We start from the raw sequence: 18,583 nt of genomic DNA, 5'->3' as shown, positions 1-18,583 counted from the left end.
AGATTCAGCCATGACGATGCACAGCAGGACGACGAAGGTAGTGGTCACGCTGGCCGGCCTGGCTTGCCTGGCCGCGTGCGGCAGCCGGGTCGAGACGCCGGCCGACGCGATCGCCGGCCAGCTGCCGGTAGCCGAGACACGCTCGGTCGAGGCCCCGCCGCCCGCCGCGGGCCCCGGCGGCCTGGCCGGCGTAGCGGAACCGTCAGCCTCGGCCTCCCCCACGGCTTCAGGCCAGGGCGGCGAGGTCGAGATCCCGGACGCGAAGCCCACCGTCGCGAAGACCCAGAAGTGGGTCAAGATCTTCAGCGGCCCGTCCGACAAGGACATCAAGCCGAACGAGGACAAGACCCAGGGCAGCAACACGGTCGAGCTGAACGCGGTCGAGAACGAGCAGATCGGCACGTTCGTCACCGACGGCGCCGGCCGCACGCTGTACCGCTTCGACAACGACAACACCAAGCCGCCGAAGTCGACGTGCAACGGCTCCTGCGCCACGGCGTGGCCCCCGCTGCTGATCAAGTCCCCCGGCAAGATCTTCCCGAAGGGCATCGACCCGAAGATCATCGGCTACGTCGAGCGCGCCGACGGCCACTGCCAGGTAACGATCAACGGCTGGCCGGTCTACTACTTCGTAGCCGACGCCAAGCCCGGCGACCTGAACGGCCAGGGCGTCAACGACAAGTGGTTCGCAGTGGCTCCCACCGGCGGCAAGACCAAGGCCATCCCGGGATTCCCGCTGACAAACCCCACGAACTGAACAGAACCATCGGGGGTCCGCCCGGCAGCGAACGTAGCTGCCGGGCGGGTCATTTTTCGAGTACGGGATTCACCGACAGCCCGACTGAGAATCGGCCGGCCAGGCGCCGGTCCGGCCGATCACCCCGCCACCGGCCCGGCCCCGGCGGTCACCCAGGCTCGCAGGCTCCGCCCGCTTCGCCGGGCGAGACGGTATCCGCCTTCATCGCGTCGCATCGGTGACGCGATAGCGCAGGTGAAGCACCCGGTTGCCCTGGATCACCACGTCCGGGTCCGTCAGCAGGTGCTGCGCGTCGACCGAGCCGAAGTAGCGCTTGCCGGATCCGAACACGACCGGGACGACGTCCATCCGCACCTCGTCGACCAGGCCTGCGGCGAACACCTGGCCACCGACCTCGCCGGCGGCGACCTCGACCAGGCGGTCACCGGCCAGCTCCTGTGCCTTGGCCACGGCGGCCTCGACGCCGTCGACGAAGTGGAACGGCGCCTCCGGGTCCCAGCCCTCGGGCGCCGGCCGGTGCGTCACGACGACCACGTGGTCGATCCCGGCCGGCGGCTTGCCGTCCCAGCCGTCCGTCATGTCGAAGACGTGGCGGCCGGCGACGGTCACGCCGATCTGGTCCCAGTACGGCCGGATGTAGTCGTAGGACGTCTTCGACACCTTCAGCGCGCCGCTCTCGTCCAGCGGGACGTCGCCGCTCATCAGCCAGTCGAACAGCGGCCCGGGCTGGTCGTTCTCGTCCGCCACGAAGCCGTCCACCGACACCGAGCTGTACATGACCACCCTGCCCACGACGCTCTCCTCTGCTTGGGGTGACCCCAAATTAGCGTCTTGTGGGCTGTCGTTCTTGTAAGAAATCAATCGGCCGGCAGCGGCCAGCCGTCGAACACGTGGCCGGGATGTTCGCGGCGGAACCGCCGCCGGACCTCGACGTACCGGGTCGGCGTGAGTCCGGTGAACGCCCGGAACTCGTGGCCGAAGTGGGCCTGGTCGAAGTAGCCCGCATCGCCGGCGAGGTCGCCCCAGTCGATCGGGCCGGCCGGGTCGATCGCGAACACGGTGGCGGCGAAGCGGTAGGTGCGGGCGAGCCGCTTCGGCGTGACGCCGACGAACTCCCGGAACTGCCGTGCCAGATGGGTGCTGCTGACCCCGGCCGCCTCGCTCAGGTCGCCGATCGCGGCCACCCCGCCGGTCGCCGCGATGACACTGCTCGTCCGGCGGACCAGCCCCAGGCCGGCGGTCTCGCACAGCCGGCGCCTCAGCTCCTCCTCGAGCAGCGTCAGCATCTCGTCCGGCCGGTCCGCCGTGGCCAGCCGGTCGCGCAGCTCGGCGACGGCGGGCCGGCCCCAGACCTGCTCCAATGTCACCGGCCGGTCGCAGAGATCGGCCGCGGGCATCGGCAGGAACGGCGCCAGCCCCCACGGCTTGACGTGCACGCCGACGGATCGGGTCGGGACGGGGTAGCCGAACTCCAGCGCGCGGGTGGGCGTGGTGACCACACAGCCGTCGGCGTACTCGGCCGTCTCGATGTCGTGGCCGGCGCGGATCCGGAACGGCGCCCCGAGGTTGACGATGAGCAGCGCCGCCGGCATCGGCGGCAGCGTCAGCCGGGCGCACGGCGGCGCGCCCGCCAGGTAGTAGAGGTCGTCGATCAGCCCGTCCAGCGGCGGCCGCGGCACTCGGGACACGTATTCCACGCCCACAGCATGGCGCTCAACTCACGGGATGCGCACGTGTCCAGTCGAGCAACAGGGTGCGGAAACGGTCGGGCTGCTCCAGGGACGGCAGGTGGGCCACGTCCGGCCAGTCCACCCGGCGCGCGCCGGCGATCCCCCGGGCCAGGCGATCGGCGGAGTCGTGCGTGGTGGCCAGGTCGTGGCCGCCGACCAGCACGAGCGTCGGCACGGCGATGTCGCCCAGCCGGTCCAGCGCCGGCGGGTCCAGCTCCGCCTCCTCGGTGTTCGGCCACGCCGAGGTCACCTCGAAGGCCCGGCGCTGCATCCGCCGGACGGCGTCCTGGACGGCGACGTCGACCTGCTCGGGCTGCCGGCCGGGGCCGACCACCCAGGCGGCGATGTTGGCCTCGACGGCGGCGTCGATGTCGCCGGCTTCGAGAGCGCTGCGTTCGGCCTGGAAGAAGTCGGTCAGGTCGTCGGTCAGCTCGGCCAGGAGGCTACCGCCCGGCGGGCCGAGAAGCAGCGAGCCGACCAGCTGCGGCGCCGTCAGGGCCACCTCGACCGCGACCCCGGAACCGAGCGACGCACCCACCAGGTGACACCGGTCGATGCCGAGGTGCGACAGCGTCGAGAGGACGTCGTCGACGTGTGACAGCGGGCCCTGCGATGCGGCGGTCGAGTCGCCGAAACCACGCAGGTCGAGGCGCACGATGTGATGATCTTCACTGAGTGACGCCCACTGCGGATCCCACATCCGCCGGTCGGCGACACCGGCGTGGATCAGGACTATCGGCAGGTCACTGCCGGTCACGTGGTCGTAGGCGATGCCGGACGGGGTGGTGGGCACGGGACTCCTGCGGGCGGGTGAGGTCGCGGACGGCCTCAGACAAGCAGGACCGCTCGCCGGGTGCAACCGCCTTTGCCAGCCGCCGCGGTCACCTCGCGGGTGTCCACCCTTCGGGGTCGCCCACCGACCGTGAAGTGCCCACTGTTACGGCGATAGCTCGATAAATGGTCAGAACTCTACGCTGACATTTCCCGCCGATATTAACGATTGCCACAAGGGGTAAGTATGCGAAGAAAACTGGCATCCGGCCTCGCCGCGGCCGCGGCCGGTGCGGCCGTTCTGGTAGCTGGATCACCAGCCCAAGCGAGCTCCGCCCGCTATTACAGCCCCGACGAAGCAACCCGGATCGTCCAGAATTTCCTCAACGGCGCCGCGGTCGGTTCGGTCACCTGCGGAATCACCGCAGTCGTCAACAAGATGAAGAAGTACAAGGCGCGCAGCCAACTCAACCTGATCGCCGCCTACTCCGGCGAGATCGCCGCCAAGAACGCCGGCACCAGCGCCACGTGCAAACTCGCCAAGCAACTGGCGCTCGCCGCCGCCGAGACCGCGGCAATCGGCGCCACCGGACGGCAGGTGTGGATCGAGGATCTGTCGGTCGCCGATCGCTGCGGATACATCAGCAAGAAGATCACCTTCACGTACCTGATCGGGCCGTCTCCGTCGTGGACGCTGCGCTATTCCGGAAGTGTGAAGGTTCCCTGCGGCACCTGATCCGCCGCCGCCCGGCCCGGGCCCTCAGCCGTCGGCGAGGGCCTGGGCCAGGATGTCTTTCGCGTCGAGGACGTTGCACTCGGCCAGCTGCAGCGGGCCGCCCGTCTCGGTCAGTCGGGCCTTTTCCGCACCGCCCGCGTAGTACGGGGCGAAGCCCAGGTCCCGGATCAGCTTGGCGGCGGTCAGCCGGGCCACCGGCTTGTCGGTGCAGACGAACTCGGCCAGCAGCGGGTCGTGGCCCCGGCGGCGGGACAGGACGTTGGTCGGCAGGGTGTTGAAAGCCTTCGCCCAGTGCGCCTCGGGGGCCCACTCCATCAGGAGTTCCAGGCCGCTGCGGCCGCCCGGGCCGGCCTCCGGCGGGTTCGTCGCGTCGATCACGACCTTCCCGGCCAGGGCGCCGTAGGTCAGGTCGATCGCCTCGTGGGCCGACCCCCAGGTGGGGGCGAACAGCACCGCCTCCGCGTACGCGGCCGCGTCGGCGACCGGCATGGCCGTCACGTGGTCGCCGAGGCGGCCGACCAGGTCGGTCAGCTGTTCCGGATGCCGTGACGTGACCGCCACGTCGTGACCGCTCTGCGCGCACCACTCGGCCAGGGTTGCGCCGAGCTGACCTGCTCCGATGACGCCGATGTGCATGCCCCCAGCGTGCCAATTCGCCCACCCGATGGGTGGGCGAATGGCGAAGTCCACAGGTTCAGCAGCCGAGGTGCCGGATTCCGACGTTCGCGGCCACGATGCCGGGCACCGCTGCGGTCGGGTCGAGGTGGGTGCGCAGGGTCGGTGTCCAGCCCGCGTCGGCGGTGAAGTCGGGGTCGTAGGCCGCGTTGTAGGCGGCGATCAGGTCGACCGGAACCGGGCGGCGGCTGCCGATCTGCAGCAGCGAGCCGATCGCGGTGATCTTGGTGCCCTTCCAGTAGTGCAGGACGCTGCTGGTGGGCACGTCGGCGCTGAGGCGGAAGTAGTTGTTCTCCGCGTAGATCGCCGACTCGATGCCGACGCCCAAGGAGTATTGATACGTCTCCTCATCGGTGCCGACATACAGGTTGTCGTACACGTCGACCTGGCCGTAGCGCACCCGCGGGGCCCGCTGGATGACGTTGCCGAAACGGTTGTGGTGCACCGTGACCCGCAGCTTGCCGACGTCGACACCGGCGGTGTCGGTGGAGCCGATCAGCATCGTCTTGTCGTGGTCGTAATAGTCGTTGTACGACACGGTCACGTAGTCGGAGCCCTTGATGATGTCGCTGGCGCCGTCGTGCACCTGGTAGGGGCGGCCGAGGCGGAGCGGCTGGTCCTCGTCGTTGTTGTTGCCGTCGGAGAACGTGTTGTGGTCGATCCACACGTTCGTCGCGCCGGACAGCGACACCAGGTCGTAGAGCGAGTTCCAGTTGCCGGCGCTGCCGTCGGTCGGGTCCCACGCCGGGAAGCAGTCGGCCGCGTCGACGATCTCGAGGTTGCGCACGATCACGTTGCTGATGTTGGTGAGCACGAGGCTGCCGTGGCTGATCCGGCCGTTGTTGATGCCGATGATCGTGGTGTTGCTGCCGACGATCGCCTTGATCTGGTCGCCCTGGGTCTTGGCCGAGCGGACCCGGGCCTCCTCGAGCGGGCCGGTCGGCTTGGTCGCCGTGCCCCACACCGCGGGGTCGTAAGCCGCCAGGAACGCGTCGAGGTCGTAGGCCGGGTCGGCGAAGTCGGTGCACGACTTGCCGGCCGTCATGTCGATGCGGCCACTGACGTACACAATCTTCGGATCGTTGCCCGCGACGGCCGCGACCAACTCGTCCCGGGTGCGCACCACCGAGACATGGGTTTCGTCGGCGGCGGCACCGCCGGTCGTGCCGGAGCCGGCCGCCGCCCAGCCGTCGTTGAGCGGCAGCGTCTGCCGCCCGAGGTCCAGCCCGGCCCGGCTCACCCCGGCGGGTGCTGCTTGAGCACCCGCCGGAGGAGCGGCAGCCGTCCCGAACGCGGCGACAGCGACGAGAACGGCGGTGGCGGGCAAGGCCCGGGGAATGGCGAACGGCATGGCGTACTCCTCGAGCGGCGGTCGGTGGAACCGCCGTGAAAGCTTCAGGAAAGCGCTTGCCTGGCTACGTTTACACGGAGATCGCACCTAGTCAATGCCCGGGGCGACGCAGATTCTTTGCATTGTGTTGATCATTCGGCGATCACCGGCCCGCACCATGAAAACGATGGATCCGGTGCAAGTGGCGATCAAGTGGGCTCCGTCAGACTCCCGGGCGTCCTGACACGACCATGACCCGAGGGGGAGTCTGTGCCCGTCACGACCACGCCGTACACGCATGAAATGGTGATCATCCATCGGGTGTTCCGCCGGGAGGCCGCGCTGCTGCCGCGCCTCGTCGACGGGGTGCCGACCGGCGACACCGTCCGGGCGGCCCGGATCGCCGCCGCCGTCCGCGAATACGTCGGCGGCCTGCACCATCATCACGGCCTCGAGGACGAGCTGATCTGGCCCAAGCTCCATCAGCGGGCCCGGCTCTACGACGAGCTGATCGACCGGATGGCGGCCCAGCACGCCCGCCTCGACGGCACCCTCAAGGTCATCGAAGCGATGCTGCCGCGGTGGGAGGCGGCCGGGGCCGACCACGTGCGGGCCGCTCTCGTCGAGGCCCTGCAGGACCACGTCTGCGTCCTCACCGAGCACCTCGACGACGAGGAGGCCCAGGTGCTGCCGCTGATCGCCGACCACCTCACCGTCGACGAGTGGGACGAGGTGGGCCGCCGCGGCCTCGAAACGATCCCGAAGAGCAAGGTGATGCTGGCCCTCGGCGCGATCCTGGAGGACGCCGACCCGGACGAGCAGCGCTACTTCCTGGGCAAGGTCCCCGGCCCGGGCCGTCTGCTGTGGCAGTTGGTCGGCCGCCGGCAGTACCGCCGGTACGTCGGCGAGCTGCGCGGCGCGACCGTATGAGCAGCCTCGCGTTCTCCCTGCTCGGCCCGGTGCGGGCCTGGCGGGACGGCCTCGAGCTGCAACTGGGCAGCCCGCAGCAGCGCACCACCCTCGCCGTCCTGCTGCTGCGCGGCAGCCGGATCACCAGCACCGAGGACCTGGTCGACGCGCTCTGGCCGGACGCGCCGCCGGAGACCGCGGTCGGCACCGTCCGCACCTACCTCTCCCGGCTGCGCCGCACCTTCGCCGGGGCGGCCGAGATCGGCTGGATCGCCGGTGGCTACCAGCTCGACGTCCCGCCCGAGTCGGTCGACGTGTGGCGGTTCCGCCGGGACACCGCCGAGGCGGCCGAGGCCGTCCGCCTCGGGGACCACCCGGCCGCGGCCGGCTTCCTCACCGACGCGCTCGCCCTGCACCGTGGCACTCCACTGGCCGGCACCACCGGCTTCTACCTGGCCGGGCAGCGCGCCCGGCTGGCCGAGCTGTGCCGGGCGGCCACCGCCGACCTGGCCGCGGTCACCATCGAGCTGGGCCGGCCCGCCGAGGCGATCGCCCGGCTGCGCGGCCTGGTCGCCGAATCCCCCATCTCCGAGCCCTACCACGGGCTGCTGATGACGGCGCTGTGCCGGGCCGGCCGCCCGGCCGACGCGCTCGCCCACTACGACCAGGTCCGGCGGGTGCTCGCCGACCAGCTGGGCGTCCGGCCGTCGGCCGAGTTGCGCGAGCTGCACCGCCGCATCCTGGCCGGCGATCCCCTCGCCGGGCGGGTCCCCGAGCTCTGCGCCACCCGCTGAGCCGCCGACGTCGTCGCCTGCCCCCGGGCGCGGCGACGTCGGCCCGGCACTTTTCGTTCACCGGCCTCGATGTCGGCTATCCGCCTCTGCGCAGAACGAGAAACCCCTGGTTAACCGGTTAAGATCAACCACTACTGACGGCCCGATCCACAGTGTGGTGTGTTCCCGGATGATCGAGGTGTGCGTTCTCGGGCCCGTCGAGGTGCGGGCCACCGAGCCCGGCGCCACCGGCGGGTACCAACAGCAGGCGGTGCTCGCGATGCTCGTCGCGGCGGGCGGCCGGGTCGTGCCCGCCGACCGGATCGTCGACCAGGTCTGGGGCGGCGAACCGCCGGCGAGTGCGACCGCCACCCTCCAGGCGTACATCTCCAGGCTTCGCCGCCTGCTCGAACCGGACCGCGCACCGCGCACCGCACCCCAGATCCTGGTTTCCGAGGCGGCCGGCTACGCGCTGCGGCTGCCCGCCGAGCAGGTCGACGCCTGGCGTTTCGAGCGCGACGTGGCCCGCTCCCCCGACCTGCCGCCGCAGGAGGCGGTGACCCTGCTGCGGGAGGCGCTCGGGCTGTGGCGCGGGGTGCCGTTCGAGCAGTTCGCCGACGAGGAGTGGGCGCAGGCGGAGATCACCCGGCTGACCGAGCTGCGCTACGCGGCGCAGGAGCGGGCGATCGCGGCGATGCTGCGGATCGGGCGGATCGCCGAGGCGGTGCCGGCCGCGCAGGCCCTCGCCGACGCCGAACCGCTGCGCGGCGAGGCATGGCGGCTGCTGGCGCTCGGGTTGTGGGCGGCGCATCGGTCGGCCGAGGCGCTCGAAGCGCTCCGCCGGCACCGCGAGCACCTCGCCGACGAGCTCGGCCTCGACCCCGAACCGGCACTGGCCAGGCTGGAGCAGGCGATCCTCACCCAGCGCGGCGAGGTCCTCGAGGAGGCGGTCGGCACCGACCGCGGGCCGCAGCTGCGGCCCGCGCAACTCCCCCGGGCGGCGGCCGGGTTCGCGGCCCGGGTGGCCGAGCTCGGCGAGCTCACCCGGCTGGCCGGCGAGGACGACGGCACCATCCTGACCGTGATCAGCGGCGCCGGCGGCGTCGGCAAGACCACCCTGGCCGTCCGGTGGGCGCACGCGGTCGCCGGGCGCTACCCGGACGGGCAGCTCTACACCGATCTGCGCGGCTTCGGGCCGGAGGAGGCCCCGGCCGGCCCGGCCGACGTGCTGTTCGGGTTCCTCACCGCGCTCGGCCTGCCCGACCACCGCATCCCGCCCGCCCTCGACGAACGGGTCGCACTGTTCCGCAGCGTCCTGGCCGGCCGGCGGATGCTGCTCGTGCTCGACAACGCGGTCGGCGCCGAACAGGTACGGCCGCTGCTGCCCGGCACCCGCGGCTGCGCGGTCGTGGTGACCAGCCGCAGCCAGCTCGGCGGGCTCGTCGTCGCCGAGGGCGCGCACACGCTGCGGCTCGACGCGTTCGACGACGAGGAGGCACGCAACTACCTGCGCGGCCGGCTCGGTGCCGCCCGGGTCGACGCCGAACCGCTTGCCCGGGACGCGATCGTCGCCCGCTGCGGCGGCCTCCCGCTCGCCCTGGCCGTGGTGTGCGCGCGGGCCGCCACCCGCAGCGCGTTCTCGCTGACCGCCATCGCCGCCGAGTTGCAGGACGAGGAGGGGCTCGACGCCTTCACGGTGGCCGGGTTCAAGCACGATCTGCGGGCGGTGTTCTCCTGGTCGTACCGTCAGCTGCCGGACGGCGCCGCCGCCCTCTTCCGGCACCTCGCGCTGCACCCGGGCGCCGACGTCAGCCGGGCCGCCGCGATCAGCGTGGCCGGCGACGAGGCCCGCGGCCTCCTGCGGCTGCTCTGCGACGCGCACCTGCTCGACGAGCGCAGCCCCGGCCGCTACGTCTACCACGACCTGGTCCGCGCCTACGCCCTCGAGCTGGCCACGCCGAGCCCGGCGGTGCTGGGCCGGATCGTCGAGCACTACCTCTTCTCCGGCGGCAACGCGGTCGAGGTGTGCTTCCCCTACCGGCAGCCGTCGCGCCTCCCGCCGGTGCCGGACGGGATCCGGCCCGAGACGTTCGCCGACCCCCGGGAGGCGTACGCCTGGCAGGACGCCGAGTACGACACGTTGATGGCGCTCACCGAGATCTGCGACGAGTCGTACCTCAAGATCTTCGTCTGGGTGTTGTGTCCCTATCAGCAGGACGTCCGCTTCCATCTGCACGACTCGATCGGCCTGGCCCGGCGCGCCCTGACCATCGCCGAACGCGACGGCTCCCGCTGGTGGATCGGCTTCCTGCAGTACGCGATCGGCCGCGCCTACCTGCGCCTCAACCAGATCGACCGGGCCATGCCGCCGCTGGAGGCCGCGATCGCCGTCGGCCGGGCCACCGACGACCCGATCCGGCTGGCGCACGGCCTGCTCAGCGTGGCCACCGGCATCGTCGGCGTGCACGACGTGCCGACCCGCACGGAAACCATCAAGGCTTATCCGTACGCGGTGGAGGCGCTCGCCGCCTACCGCAAGCTGGGCGGCGACTTCGGGCGGGTCGAGGCGGCGAACGCGCTGCACCCGATCGCCTGGTACCACTTCTATCGGCCCGGCGGCCGGGACAAGGCTCGCGCGCTGCTGCAGGAGAGCATCGACATCAACGTGCGCTGCGACCACCCGCACGGCGCGGCCGGCAGCTGGATGCACCTGGCCCGCTTCCACGCCGCGACCGGCGATCCGGCCCGGGCGGTGGCCGCCTTCGAGGAGGCCCTGCGGCTCTTCGGCGACATGCAGGACCTGCGCATCGAACCGCTGATCGGGCTCTACTCCACCCACCTGGCGGCCGGCGACCAGGAGGCGGCCGACCGGGTCCGCGGGGAGGCGCTGAGCCTGCTGGAGACCGCCCGCTACCCGGACATCGAGCGACTGGAGGCCATCCTCGGGCCACGGACGCCGGGCTGAGGGGTTCCGCGGGGTGGGTGCGGTCACTAACCTGAGCTGAATTCGCCTTCGGCTGGAGGATGGTTTGGGATCGCTGGACGGGTTTCCCACGTGGTTCGAGGTGGGAGTATCGACCGCCGCCTATCAGATCGAGGGTGCCGCTACCGAGGACGGGCGCGGGGTCTCGATCTGGGACACGTTCGCGCACACGCCGGGGCGGACCCTCGCCGGGGACACCGGGGATGTCGCCTGCGACTACTACCATCGCTTCGCCGAGGACCTCGATCTGATGGCCGGGCTCGGCGTCGACGCGTACCGCTTCAGTCTGTCCTGGCCGCGCATCCAGCCGGACGGGCGCGGCAAGCCCAACCCCCTCGGTCTGGATTTCTACGACCGGCTGGTCGACGGCCTGCTCGACCGCGACATCGCGATCGTGCCGACGCTCTTCCACTGGGATCTGCCGCAGGCGCTCGAGGACGACGGCGGCTGGCTGAATCGCGAAACATCAAAGCGATTTGCGGAGTACGCCGGGATCGTCGCCGATCGTCTCGGTGACCGGGTCCGGCGCTGGATCACCCTGAACGAGCCGATCGTGCACATGGCCCAGGGGTACGCTTTCGGGTCGCACGCGCCCGGCAAGTCGCTCGGCTTCGAGGCGCTGCCGGTCGCCCACCACCAGCTGCTCGGGCACGGTCTGGCGGTGCAGGAGCTGCGCTCGCGCGGCGCCGCCGAAATCATGATCACCAACAACTGCACGCCGGTCTGGCCCGCGTCCGCCGATGAGGCGGACGAGGCCGCGGCGATGGTCTACGACGCCTTCCACAACCGGCTGTTCAACGACCCGGTCCTGCTCGGGACGTACCCGGACTTCCTGGCCGCGCTGCTCGAACCGGTCATCCAGGACGGCGACATGGAGACGATCCGGACGCCGATCGACACCCTCGGGATCAACTACTACAACCCGACCAAGGTCGGCGCGCCCACCCAGGACGAGCTGCCGTTCGACATGAAGCAGATCGACGGGGTGCCGACCACCGCATTCGGCTGGCCGGTCGTGCCGGACGGGCTGCACGAGCTGCTCACCGGCTTGAAGACGACCTACGGCGACGCGCTGCCGCCGATCTACATCACCGAGAACGGCTGCTCGACCGACGACCTGATCGAGGATCAGTTCCGGATCGACTACCTCGACGGGCACCTCGGCGCGGTCAAGCGGGCCATCGCGGCCGGCGTCGACGTGCGCGGGTACTTCGTCTGGTCGCTGCTCGACAACTTCGAGTGGGCCGAGGGCTACAGCCAGCGGTTCGGCCTGGTCCGGGTCGACTTCGACACCCAGGAGCGCACCCCGAAGGCCTCCTACCACTGGCTCGCCGCGCAGCTGCGAGAGCGCGGATGACCGCTCTGGAAGTGGAAAAACGGGTCGGGTCCCGCTGGATCGGGCTGCTCTCGCTGGCCAACCTCGGCCTCTGGATGGGCTACTTCGGGCCGCTGCAGGTGCTGCTGCCCAACCAGATCGAAGACATCGCCGGTGACTCCAAGACGACCGCCCTCGGCATCGTCACCGGCCTCGGCGCCCTGGTCGCGGTGATCGTCGGCCCGGTCGCCGGCGCCCTCTCCGACGCCACCACCGCCCGCACCGGCCGGCGGCACACCTGGATCATCGCGGGCGCGCTGATCGGCGCGGCCGGGCTGGTCGCGCTGACCGGGGTGCACAGCATCCTCGGCGTCGCGCTGGGCTGGTGCCTGGCCCAGGCCGGGCTCAACGTGCTGCAGGCCGGCCTCAACTCGATCGTCCCCGACCAGACCCCGGTCAACCAGCGCGGCCTGGTCTCCGGCTGGGTCGGCCTGACCCAGTCGATCGGCGTGGTCGCCGGCGTCGTGCTGGTCACCGTGGTCGGCGGCGGCTACGTGGTGATCGCCGTCGTGGTCGTCGCCCTGGCCGTCCCGTTCGTGCTCGCCACCCGCGACCCGCTGCCGGCGACGCCCACCCGCTTCGCGCTGCGCGGCACCTTCACCTGGCACGGCGGCGACTTCGCGTGGGCGTTCGGCACCCGCTTCCTGGTGCAGCTCGGCAACGCGATGGCGACGCTCTACCTGCTCTACTTCCTGCGCGACAAGGTGCACTACGAGAACGCCGACGACGGCCTGACCATCCTGATCATCGTCTACACGGTCGCGACCGTGCTCACGGTGGTGATCGGCGGCGTGATCTCGGACCGCACCGGCAAGCGCAAGCCGTCGGTGATCGCCTCCGGCCTCACGATGGCGGTCGCCGCGGTGCTGCTCGCGGCCTGGCCGACCTGGACCGGCGCGCTGACCGCCGCGGTCGTCCTCGGCCTCGGCTTCGGCGTCTACCTGTCGGTCGACCAGGCGCTGATCACCCAGGTGCTGCCGACCGCCGAGGACCGCGCCCGCGACCTGGGCGTCATCAACATCGCCAGCTCGGCCCCCCAGGTCCTCGGCCCGGCCCTGGCGTTCCCCCTGGTCACGTATCTGGGCGGCTACCCGGTGCTGTTCGGCGTGGTAGCGGTCATCACCGTGCTCGGCTCGGTCCTGGTGACCCGAATCAAATCCGTCGCCTGACCACCCCACCCACCCGGACGACCACCTTCGCCGCGCCCTGCTCTGCTTACCTCCACGCGCGCACCACGATCTGTCGTGAGATATCTGGTGGGCGCGCGGAGGTAAGCAGTGCGCGGGTATCGCATCACCCAGGGCTGCGGGCAGAGCAGCACCCAGAGTTGCGGGTGCAGCAGTGCGTGGAGGTAAGCAGCTACAGGTGCAGCAGCCCGTGGAGTTAAGGGGGTTTCTGTTGCCTTGATGGTTAAGGTCGTGTTTGCCGGAATCCCGACGCGAGTAGCCCTAGCCGCCACGAATCCGCGACCGACGCCGGCCTCGCCACGCTTCTCCCTCGAGATCTTGTAAATCTCCAGCCCAACTCCCAGCTCCCACCGAAAATCGACAAGTCCCCGCCGGGTCGGCGAACCGACTGCCGGACATGACGTACATGTCATGCCGTTCTGCTTGGCCATTCATGATGGGTAACTGTTCACATAGCTTCGGCCGAACGTCGCGCAGGTCAGGCGGTTGCTCAAAGATCGGCCGGGGACGAGGCCGGGGACGAGGCCGGGGACGAGGCCGGGGACGAGGCCGGGGACGAGGCCGGGGTCGGAGCCAGAGCTGCCGACTTCGCGGAAGTTGGGGCCTCACCCCGGCCGCCAGCGGCCAAGACCCAGGAAAACGGGCTCTCGTCGCACACCCGAGGCCCCGACATCAAGAAAATCGAAATCCTGAACCGCGCGCAGACCCCGCAATCAAGGAAATCGGGCCAGGCGGCCGGCCTCACCTCGGCACACGATCGCCATCGCCACCAACCCTCGTGAATCATCACGAATGCGGCCTCCCGAAAGACGCCCTGCGACCCAACGCATCCAGCCGGCAGACATATCGCCGGGTCCGTAACGCGAACGGAGACCTCTCTACTACCGACGCCTTGACAAAGAGAGGTGCCGTTCGTGGTACAGCGCTATCAAAGCGCGAGTAAAGCGGCGCGCGGAGGTAAGCAGAGCGAAGGGTGCCGGTGACTGTCGTTGGGGACAGACAGCGACACCCTTCGCTGTGACGCTGCCTAGTGGCTGTAGGCCTCCAACTCGTAGATCGAGAAACCGTAGGACGTTGCCCTGGTCTGGCCGGTCAGGCGCAGATACCGGCCGGTCGCCGCGGGGAAGGTCACGGTGTCGAGGCCACCGTTCCCTCCGGTCACGGCGGCCGCCTGGGTCCAGGTGGTGCCATTGGCCGAGGTTTCTATTTTGTACGCCGTGGCGTACGCCGACTCCCAGCGGATGACCGCCCGCGCCACCGTCTTCGACGCTCCCAGATCCACCGTCAGCGTCTGGTTGTCGGCGTAGGAGCTGGCCCACCGGCTCGTATAGCTGCCGTCCACCGTGTTCGACGCCGGATATCCGCTCTGCGTGCTCGATGCGGTCACCGTCCGGCCGGCCGCCAGGTTGGTGATGTCGTCGCCGCGCTTGGCCGGGAACGACACCACCTGCTGGTAGGTCGGGCGGTTCTGCCAGCCGATCAGGCCGTGCTTGATGCCGCCCAGCGGGGACTGCAGGATCGCGTCGGCACACCACTGGTCGCCGGCCGAACAATAGGTGTCGGCCGGATAGGTGGTGGCGGCCGGCTCGGCCAGGGCCGTGGTCAGGCTGGTCAGCAGGGCACTGCGGCAGGTGCTCACCGTGCCGCCGCCGCAGTACTTCTGCGACCAGCCCGGCACGCTGTCGCCCAGGGTGGCCCGCAGGTCCTTGTCGACGTAACCCCACCAGCCGAACTGGAACGACGAACCCTTGTGCGCCTGCGACTCGTTCGCGCTGGTCGGCAGGGAGGACGTCGGGCCGGTCTGGCCGCCGGACGGCGACTCGTTGATCTGCAGGGTGTCCACCAGCGACTGGAACAGCGGGTCGCCCAGACCCGACTGGAACGCGGCCACCACCAGCTTCGGCCACCAGGCGTCGAAGATGCGGATCGCGTCGGCGTTGGCGTACGCCTTGCTGCCCGCGCTCGTCTCCTGGCGGTGCGCGCCGGCCGCGAGCCAGGTGCGCAGCTTGGTGAGCGCCGCGGCCTGCGCCGAGTCGGTCACCGTGGCTGTGTCGATCACCCGGAGCAGCACCGGCAGCACGTCGGTGCCGCGCAGGTCGGTGGTGGCGGCCGACTCGACGACCTTCACCAGGGCGGCCCGGTCGTACTTCGTACCCGCCGCAATTCCGGCCTTGATCGGCGTGTCCAGCAGGTCGCCGCGGTGCACCGAGCCGAAGCTGAAGTTGCCGTCGGCGGCGCCGTAGTCCTTGGCCTGCTTGTTGTTCCAGCTGACGAAGTAGTCCTGGTTGACCGCCTGCGGATGGGCCGACGCCGGTTGATAGGTGGCGACGTTGGTGTCCGGGTTCCAGCCGGTCCACTCGTAGGCCGCCTCCGCCTTGGTCGGCAGGTTCGGGTCGGCCGCGGCCGGCCGCACCGGCTGGCTGCCCGAGGTGAACATGGCCGTGTCGGCCGAGTTCACGTAGAACCAGTTGAAGCCGAACGCGATGTTCGAGGCCGAGTTCATGAACGCGGCCGGCGTGCCCATCTGGTCGGGCTCGTTGAACATCTGGAAGCCGATCGCCGAGTCGGCCTCGTGCCGGTAGGTCGAGCGCAGGCTGGTGAACGCGGTCGGTGCGCCGCTCACGAGTCCGCGCCAGGTGACCAGGCCGTACTTGGTGCGCTGCATGGTCAGCCGGTAAGAGCCGGCCGCCGTGGAGTCGGCGGTGGTCGGCTTCCACGAGTTGGTCTTGCTCAGCGCCTCCATCGGCAGGCAGGTGCCGTGGTAGACGTAGCTCGTCGAGGCCAGGGTCGCGGTGCTGCCGTCGGCGTTGCACAGCTTCACCGCGAACGTGTCCGTGATGTCCTGGATCGACGACGTCGCACTCCACGCGTAGTCGGGTCCGCGCCCGATCAGCGTGTAGAGGTTGAGGCCGGAGAACGCGATGCCCCGGCTGCTGATCCCCGGGCCCTGCAGCTCCTGCACCATGAGCAGCTGCGGCGCGAAGTAGCCGGTCTGCGGGCCGAACACGGCGACCGGGTGGCCGGTGGCCGAGTTGGCCGCGGAGATCACCGCGGCGTTCGACATGCCGCGGTGGGCGCTGCCGATCGCCAGGGTGCTCAGCGACTGGGCGATGTCGCTGGTGCCGCTGGCCGCCGCGCTGACCGCGCTACCGGTCTTGTCGAAGACGATCGGCTCGGAGACGGCGCTGCCGGCATCCGGCATGGCGACGCCGGCGGCGTTCGGGTTCCCCGATGCGTACGGGAACGACTGCCCGTTGTGCAGGGTGAGCACCGATTCCGGGTCGTTCTGCTGGCGGAACTGCTGCCAGACCTGGTCACCGACGGTGGTGCCGTACTTGGCCCGGGCGGCGATGCGGACCAGCGCCGACTGCATCTCGGTGCCACCGCCCCCGCCGAACAGGCCACCGATGACGCCGCCGATCGCGATCAGGTCGGTCAGCGTGAAGTCCTCGGGACCGCCGGCGTTGGTGATCGAGTCGAGGTGCCCGGTCAGCACGTACTCGCCGGGGCAGTCCCGGGCGGCCATGCAGTCGGCGATGTACTTGTTGATGCCCGCGATGTAACTCTGCACGTCGGTGTAGAGCTGTGCGCCACGCGTACCGGAAGCCTGCAAGGTGTTGATCTGGGTTTGCAGGTCGGCCTCGGTGTAGGGCGAGTTGCGCCAGACGCTCTGCTCGAGCTCCCGGTTGCCCTCGGCGCCGCCGGCGAACGAGGTGAGGCTGCCGCGCGCGACGTGCCGCATCAGGTCCATCAGGAACAGCCGGTCCTGGGCGCCCGCGTAACCGGCGCCGTACATCGTCCCGGCCCTGGTGGTGCCGGTGATGTGCGGGATGCCGAGCTGCTTGTCCCGGACGATCGTCACGTCCGAGCGCGGGGACTTGGTGCTCTCCACATCGGCGGCGGCGACGCCGTACGAGCTGTCGTTGAAGAACGTGTTGATCTGGTCGCCGGTCAGGCCGGTGTAGTTGTAGGTCAGGTTGCCGTACTTGGCGAGCTGGTCGTCGGCGTGCGGCGGTTGCGTGCCGAAGGCCTGGTTGGCGAGCACCTGGACCAGGTCGGCGTCGCCGTTCTGGCCCGGCGGCAGGATGTCGGAGCACTCGCCCAGGCAATAGTCGTTAACGGCGTAGGCCGCCTGCGCGGGGGACGCAGTGATAGGGGTGAATGCCGCGGAGGCGACTACCGCGGCAATGACCAGGGAATTGAGGACGGGGGAACGTCGGCGCATGGAGGCTTCCCTTCAGGGAAACGCGAACGCGAAATTATTTCGTAGATGCTAAGACTTCGATGGGTTGCACACCAGAGTTTCGCTACCAACGCGTAGCGTGACCGTCCGATGTGTGCCGGGTTACCGGCGGGTATTCGCCGCTTCAAACCTGCGGGTATTGCCGCTTCAGGCCTGCGGGTGGACGACGATCTTGAGGCCGTCGCGGGCTGCGGCCGTCGAGAGCGCGGCGGCGATCTCGGTGAGCGGGAACGCCGTCGACACCAGCGGCGGCAGGTCGACCAGGCGGCGGGCGGCCAGGTCGATGGCGCGCGGGTAGACCTCGCCCATCCGGCGGGACATCACCAGGGTCAGGCCCTTGCGGCGGGCGTGCGACGCGGTGAACGTGGTGGTGTCGCCGTCCGGGATCCCGACCAGGACGACCCGGGCGCCGGGCCTGGCGGCCTTCAGGGCGGCGTCGACCGCCTCGTTCGAGCCGGAGACCTCGAAAACCACGTCGGCCTCGCCCTCGGTGATCTCCGCTCCCAGCTTTGCGGCCGCTTCGGCCCGGTGCGGCAGCGGGTCGGCGGCGATGATCCGGGTCGCGCCGCCGAGCCGGGCCAGCTGGATCAGCATCAGGCCGATCGGGCCGCAGCCGATCACCGCGACCGTGCTCGCCAGCTTCGCGTGGGCCAGGTCGTAGGCGTGCAGGGCGACGCCGAGCGGTTCGAGCAGGGCACCCTCGTCGTCGCCGATCGCGTCCGGCAGCGGGTGCAGGCGGCGGGCCGGCCAGGCCATGAACTGGCGCAGCGAACCGTCGGTGCCGCCGTGCCCGGAGAAGATGATGTTCAGGCAGAGGTTGGGGTCGCCGTCGAGGCAGGGCTCGCAGATGCCGCACGGGATGGCCGGGTCGATCGCCACCCGGGTGCCGTCGCGCGGTCCGCCGCGGATGACGCCGGCCATCTCGTGGCCGAGCACGAGCGGGCGGGAGAGCACGGCGTCGCCGATCGCGCCCTCGGTGAACCAGTGCAGGTCGGAGCCGCAGATGCCGACGCTGGTCACCTCGACGAGTTCCTCACCCGCGACCGGGACCGGAACCTCCTCGTCGAGGACCCGAACATCACCGGCACCGAACAGACGGGCTACGCGCATGTGT

The 18,583-nt window shown here is 70.4% G+C and carries 14 protein-coding genes; 7 read left to right on the top strand and 7 right to left on the bottom strand.

Going from position 1 to position 18,583, the window contains the following annotated elements; genetic code table 11:
* The first annotated feature begins 10 nt into the window (after positions 1 to 10).
* The gene (locus Adu01nite_RS10315) at positions 11 to 757 is read left to right on the top strand and encodes a hypothetical protein (RefSeq protein WP_203726357.1); all 747 of its coding nucleotides are present in this window, start codon (positions 11 to 13) and stop codon (positions 755 to 757) included.
* Between the two features lie 201 nt (positions 758 to 958).
* Here Adu01nite_RS10315 and Adu01nite_RS10310 read toward each other — a convergent pair whose 3' ends face one another.
* The 3 genes from Adu01nite_RS10310 to Adu01nite_RS10300 all read right to left on the bottom strand — a co-directional run bounded on the left by Adu01nite_RS10310 (position 959) and on the right by Adu01nite_RS10300 (position 3,280).
* On the bottom strand, positions 959 to 1,549 hold the full coding sequence (locus tag Adu01nite_RS10310) for a dihydrofolate reductase family protein (protein ID WP_203726356.1): 591 nt from the start codon (positions 1,547 to 1,549) through the stop codon (positions 959 to 961).
* A 65-nt stretch (positions 1,550 to 1,614) separates the two neighbouring features.
* Positions 1,615 to 2,454: a helix-turn-helix domain-containing protein gene (locus tag Adu01nite_RS10305; protein WP_239132277.1), complete on the bottom strand. Its 840-nt coding sequence runs from the start codon at positions 2,452 to 2,454 to the stop codon at positions 1,615 to 1,617.
* Positions 2,455 to 2,470: 16 nt separating this feature from the next.
* Entirely contained in the window at positions 2,471 to 3,280 is an 810-nt protein-coding gene (locus Adu01nite_RS10300; RefSeq protein WP_203726355.1) for an alpha/beta fold hydrolase, read from the bottom strand.
* A gap of 225 nt (positions 3,281 to 3,505) precedes the next feature.
* On the opposite strand from Adu01nite_RS10300, the gene Adu01nite_RS10295 reads away from it, so the two are divergent.
* Complete coding sequence (locus Adu01nite_RS10295) at positions 3,506 to 3,994, top strand: hypothetical protein (protein WP_203726354.1); 489 nt, start codon at positions 3,506 to 3,508, stop codon at positions 3,992 to 3,994.
* A 24-nt stretch (positions 3,995 to 4,018) separates the two neighbouring features.
* Here Adu01nite_RS10295 and Adu01nite_RS10290 read toward each other — a convergent pair whose 3' ends face one another.
* Together Adu01nite_RS10290 and Adu01nite_RS10285 are read right to left on the bottom strand one after the other, a co-directional pair.
* On the bottom strand, positions 4,019 to 4,630 hold the full coding sequence (locus Adu01nite_RS10290) for an NADPH-dependent F420 reductase (protein ID WP_203726353.1): 612 nt from the start codon (positions 4,628 to 4,630) through the stop codon (positions 4,019 to 4,021).
* 58 nt (positions 4,631 to 4,688) lie between these two features.
* Positions 4,689 to 6,020: a pectate lyase family protein gene (locus Adu01nite_RS10285; protein ID WP_203726352.1), complete on the bottom strand. Its 1,332-nt coding sequence runs from the start codon at positions 6,018 to 6,020 to the stop codon at positions 4,689 to 4,691.
* A 282-nt stretch (positions 6,021 to 6,302) separates the two neighbouring features.
* Between Adu01nite_RS10285 and Adu01nite_RS10280 the strand changes: the two genes are divergently transcribed.
* The 5 genes from Adu01nite_RS10280 to Adu01nite_RS10260 all read left to right on the top strand — a co-directional run bounded on the left by Adu01nite_RS10280 (position 6,303) and on the right by Adu01nite_RS10260 (position 13,208).
* Positions 6,303 to 6,929 (top strand): hemerythrin domain-containing protein, encoded by a 627-nt coding sequence (locus Adu01nite_RS10280; protein ID WP_203726351.1) that lies wholly within the window; start codon positions 6,303 to 6,305, stop codon positions 6,927 to 6,929.
* A complete protein-coding gene (locus tag Adu01nite_RS10275) occupies positions 6,926 to 7,702 on the top strand; it encodes an AfsR/SARP family transcriptional regulator (protein ID WP_203726350.1) in 777 nt (258 codons plus the stop codon). Before Adu01nite_RS10280 ends, Adu01nite_RS10275 begins: the two co-directional genes overlap by 4 nt.
* A gap of 169 nt (positions 7,703 to 7,871) precedes the next feature.
* The gene (locus Adu01nite_RS10270) at positions 7,872 to 10,646 is read left to right on the top strand and encodes an AfsR/SARP family transcriptional regulator (protein WP_203726349.1); all 2,775 of its coding nucleotides are present in this window, start codon (positions 7,872 to 7,874) and stop codon (positions 10,644 to 10,646) included.
* Between the two features lie 73 nt (positions 10,647 to 10,719).
* The gene (locus tag Adu01nite_RS10265; RefSeq protein ID WP_438871073.1) at positions 10,720 to 12,021 is read left to right on the top strand and encodes a GH1 family beta-glucosidase; all 1,302 of its coding nucleotides are present in this window, start codon (positions 10,720 to 10,722) and stop codon (positions 12,019 to 12,021) included.
* Positions 12,018 to 13,208: an MFS transporter gene (locus Adu01nite_RS10260; protein ID WP_203726347.1), complete on the top strand. Its 1,191-nt coding sequence runs from the start codon at positions 12,018 to 12,020 to the stop codon at positions 13,206 to 13,208. The genes Adu01nite_RS10265 and Adu01nite_RS10260 overlap by 4 nt, the downstream gene beginning before the upstream one ends.
* A gap of 1,045 nt (positions 13,209 to 14,253) precedes the next feature.
* On the opposite strand, the gene Adu01nite_RS10255 is transcribed toward Adu01nite_RS10260, so the two are convergent.
* A complete protein-coding gene (locus tag Adu01nite_RS10255; RefSeq protein WP_203726346.1) occupies positions 14,254 to 17,451 on the bottom strand; it encodes a penicillin acylase family protein in 3,198 nt (1,065 codons plus the stop codon).
* A 165-nt stretch (positions 17,452 to 17,616) separates the two neighbouring features.
* Positions 17,617 to 18,579, bottom strand: a complete 963-nt coding sequence (locus Adu01nite_RS10250; protein ID WP_203726345.1) for a zinc-dependent alcohol dehydrogenase — start codon at positions 18,577 to 18,579, stop codon at positions 17,617 to 17,619.
* Between the last annotated feature and the right edge of the window lie 4 nt (positions 18,580 to 18,583).

The sequence above is a fragment of the Paractinoplanes durhamensis genome, from assembly GCF_016862175.1.
Lineage (GTDB): Bacteria > Actinomycetota > Actinomycetes > Mycobacteriales > Micromonosporaceae > Actinoplanes > Actinoplanes durhamensis.
The sequence above is the reverse complement of the archived record's forward strand: the minus strand, read 5'-3'. Positions and strand labels throughout refer to the sequence as shown.

Coding starts and splice junctions, on each gene's coding strand:
- Adu01nite_RS10315 (WP_203726357.1), top strand. CDS start 11: ATGACGATGCACAGCAGGACGACGAAGGTAGTGGTCACGCTGGCCGGC.
- Adu01nite_RS10260 (WP_203726347.1), top strand. CDS start 12,018: ATGACCGCTCTGGAAGTGGAAAAACGGGTCGGGTCCCGCTGGATCGGG.
- Adu01nite_RS10255 (WP_203726346.1), bottom strand. CDS start 17,451: ATGCGCCGACGTTCCCCCGTCCTCAATTCCCTGGTCATTGCCGCGGTA.
- Adu01nite_RS10285 (WP_203726352.1), bottom strand. CDS start 6,020: ATGCCGTTCGCCATTCCCCGGGCCTTGCCCGCCACCGCCGTTCTCGTC.
- Adu01nite_RS10270 (WP_203726349.1), top strand. CDS start 7,872: ATGATCGAGGTGTGCGTTCTCGGGCCCGTCGAGGTGCGGGCCACCGAG.
- Adu01nite_RS10290 (WP_203726353.1), bottom strand. CDS start 4,630: ATGCACATCGGCGTCATCGGAGCAGGTCAGCTCGGCGCAACCCTGGCC.
- Adu01nite_RS10295 (WP_203726354.1), top strand. CDS start 3,506: ATGCGAAGAAAACTGGCATCCGGCCTCGCCGCGGCCGCGGCCGGTGCG.
- Adu01nite_RS10280 (WP_203726351.1), top strand. CDS start 6,303: ATGGTGATCATCCATCGGGTGTTCCGCCGGGAGGCCGCGCTGCTGCCG.
- Adu01nite_RS10275 (WP_203726350.1), top strand. CDS start 6,926: ATGAGCAGCCTCGCGTTCTCCCTGCTCGGCCCGGTGCGGGCCTGGCGG.
- Adu01nite_RS10250 (WP_203726345.1), bottom strand. CDS start 18,579: ATGCGCGTAGCCCGTCTGTTCGGTGCCGGTGATGTTCGGGTCCTCGAC.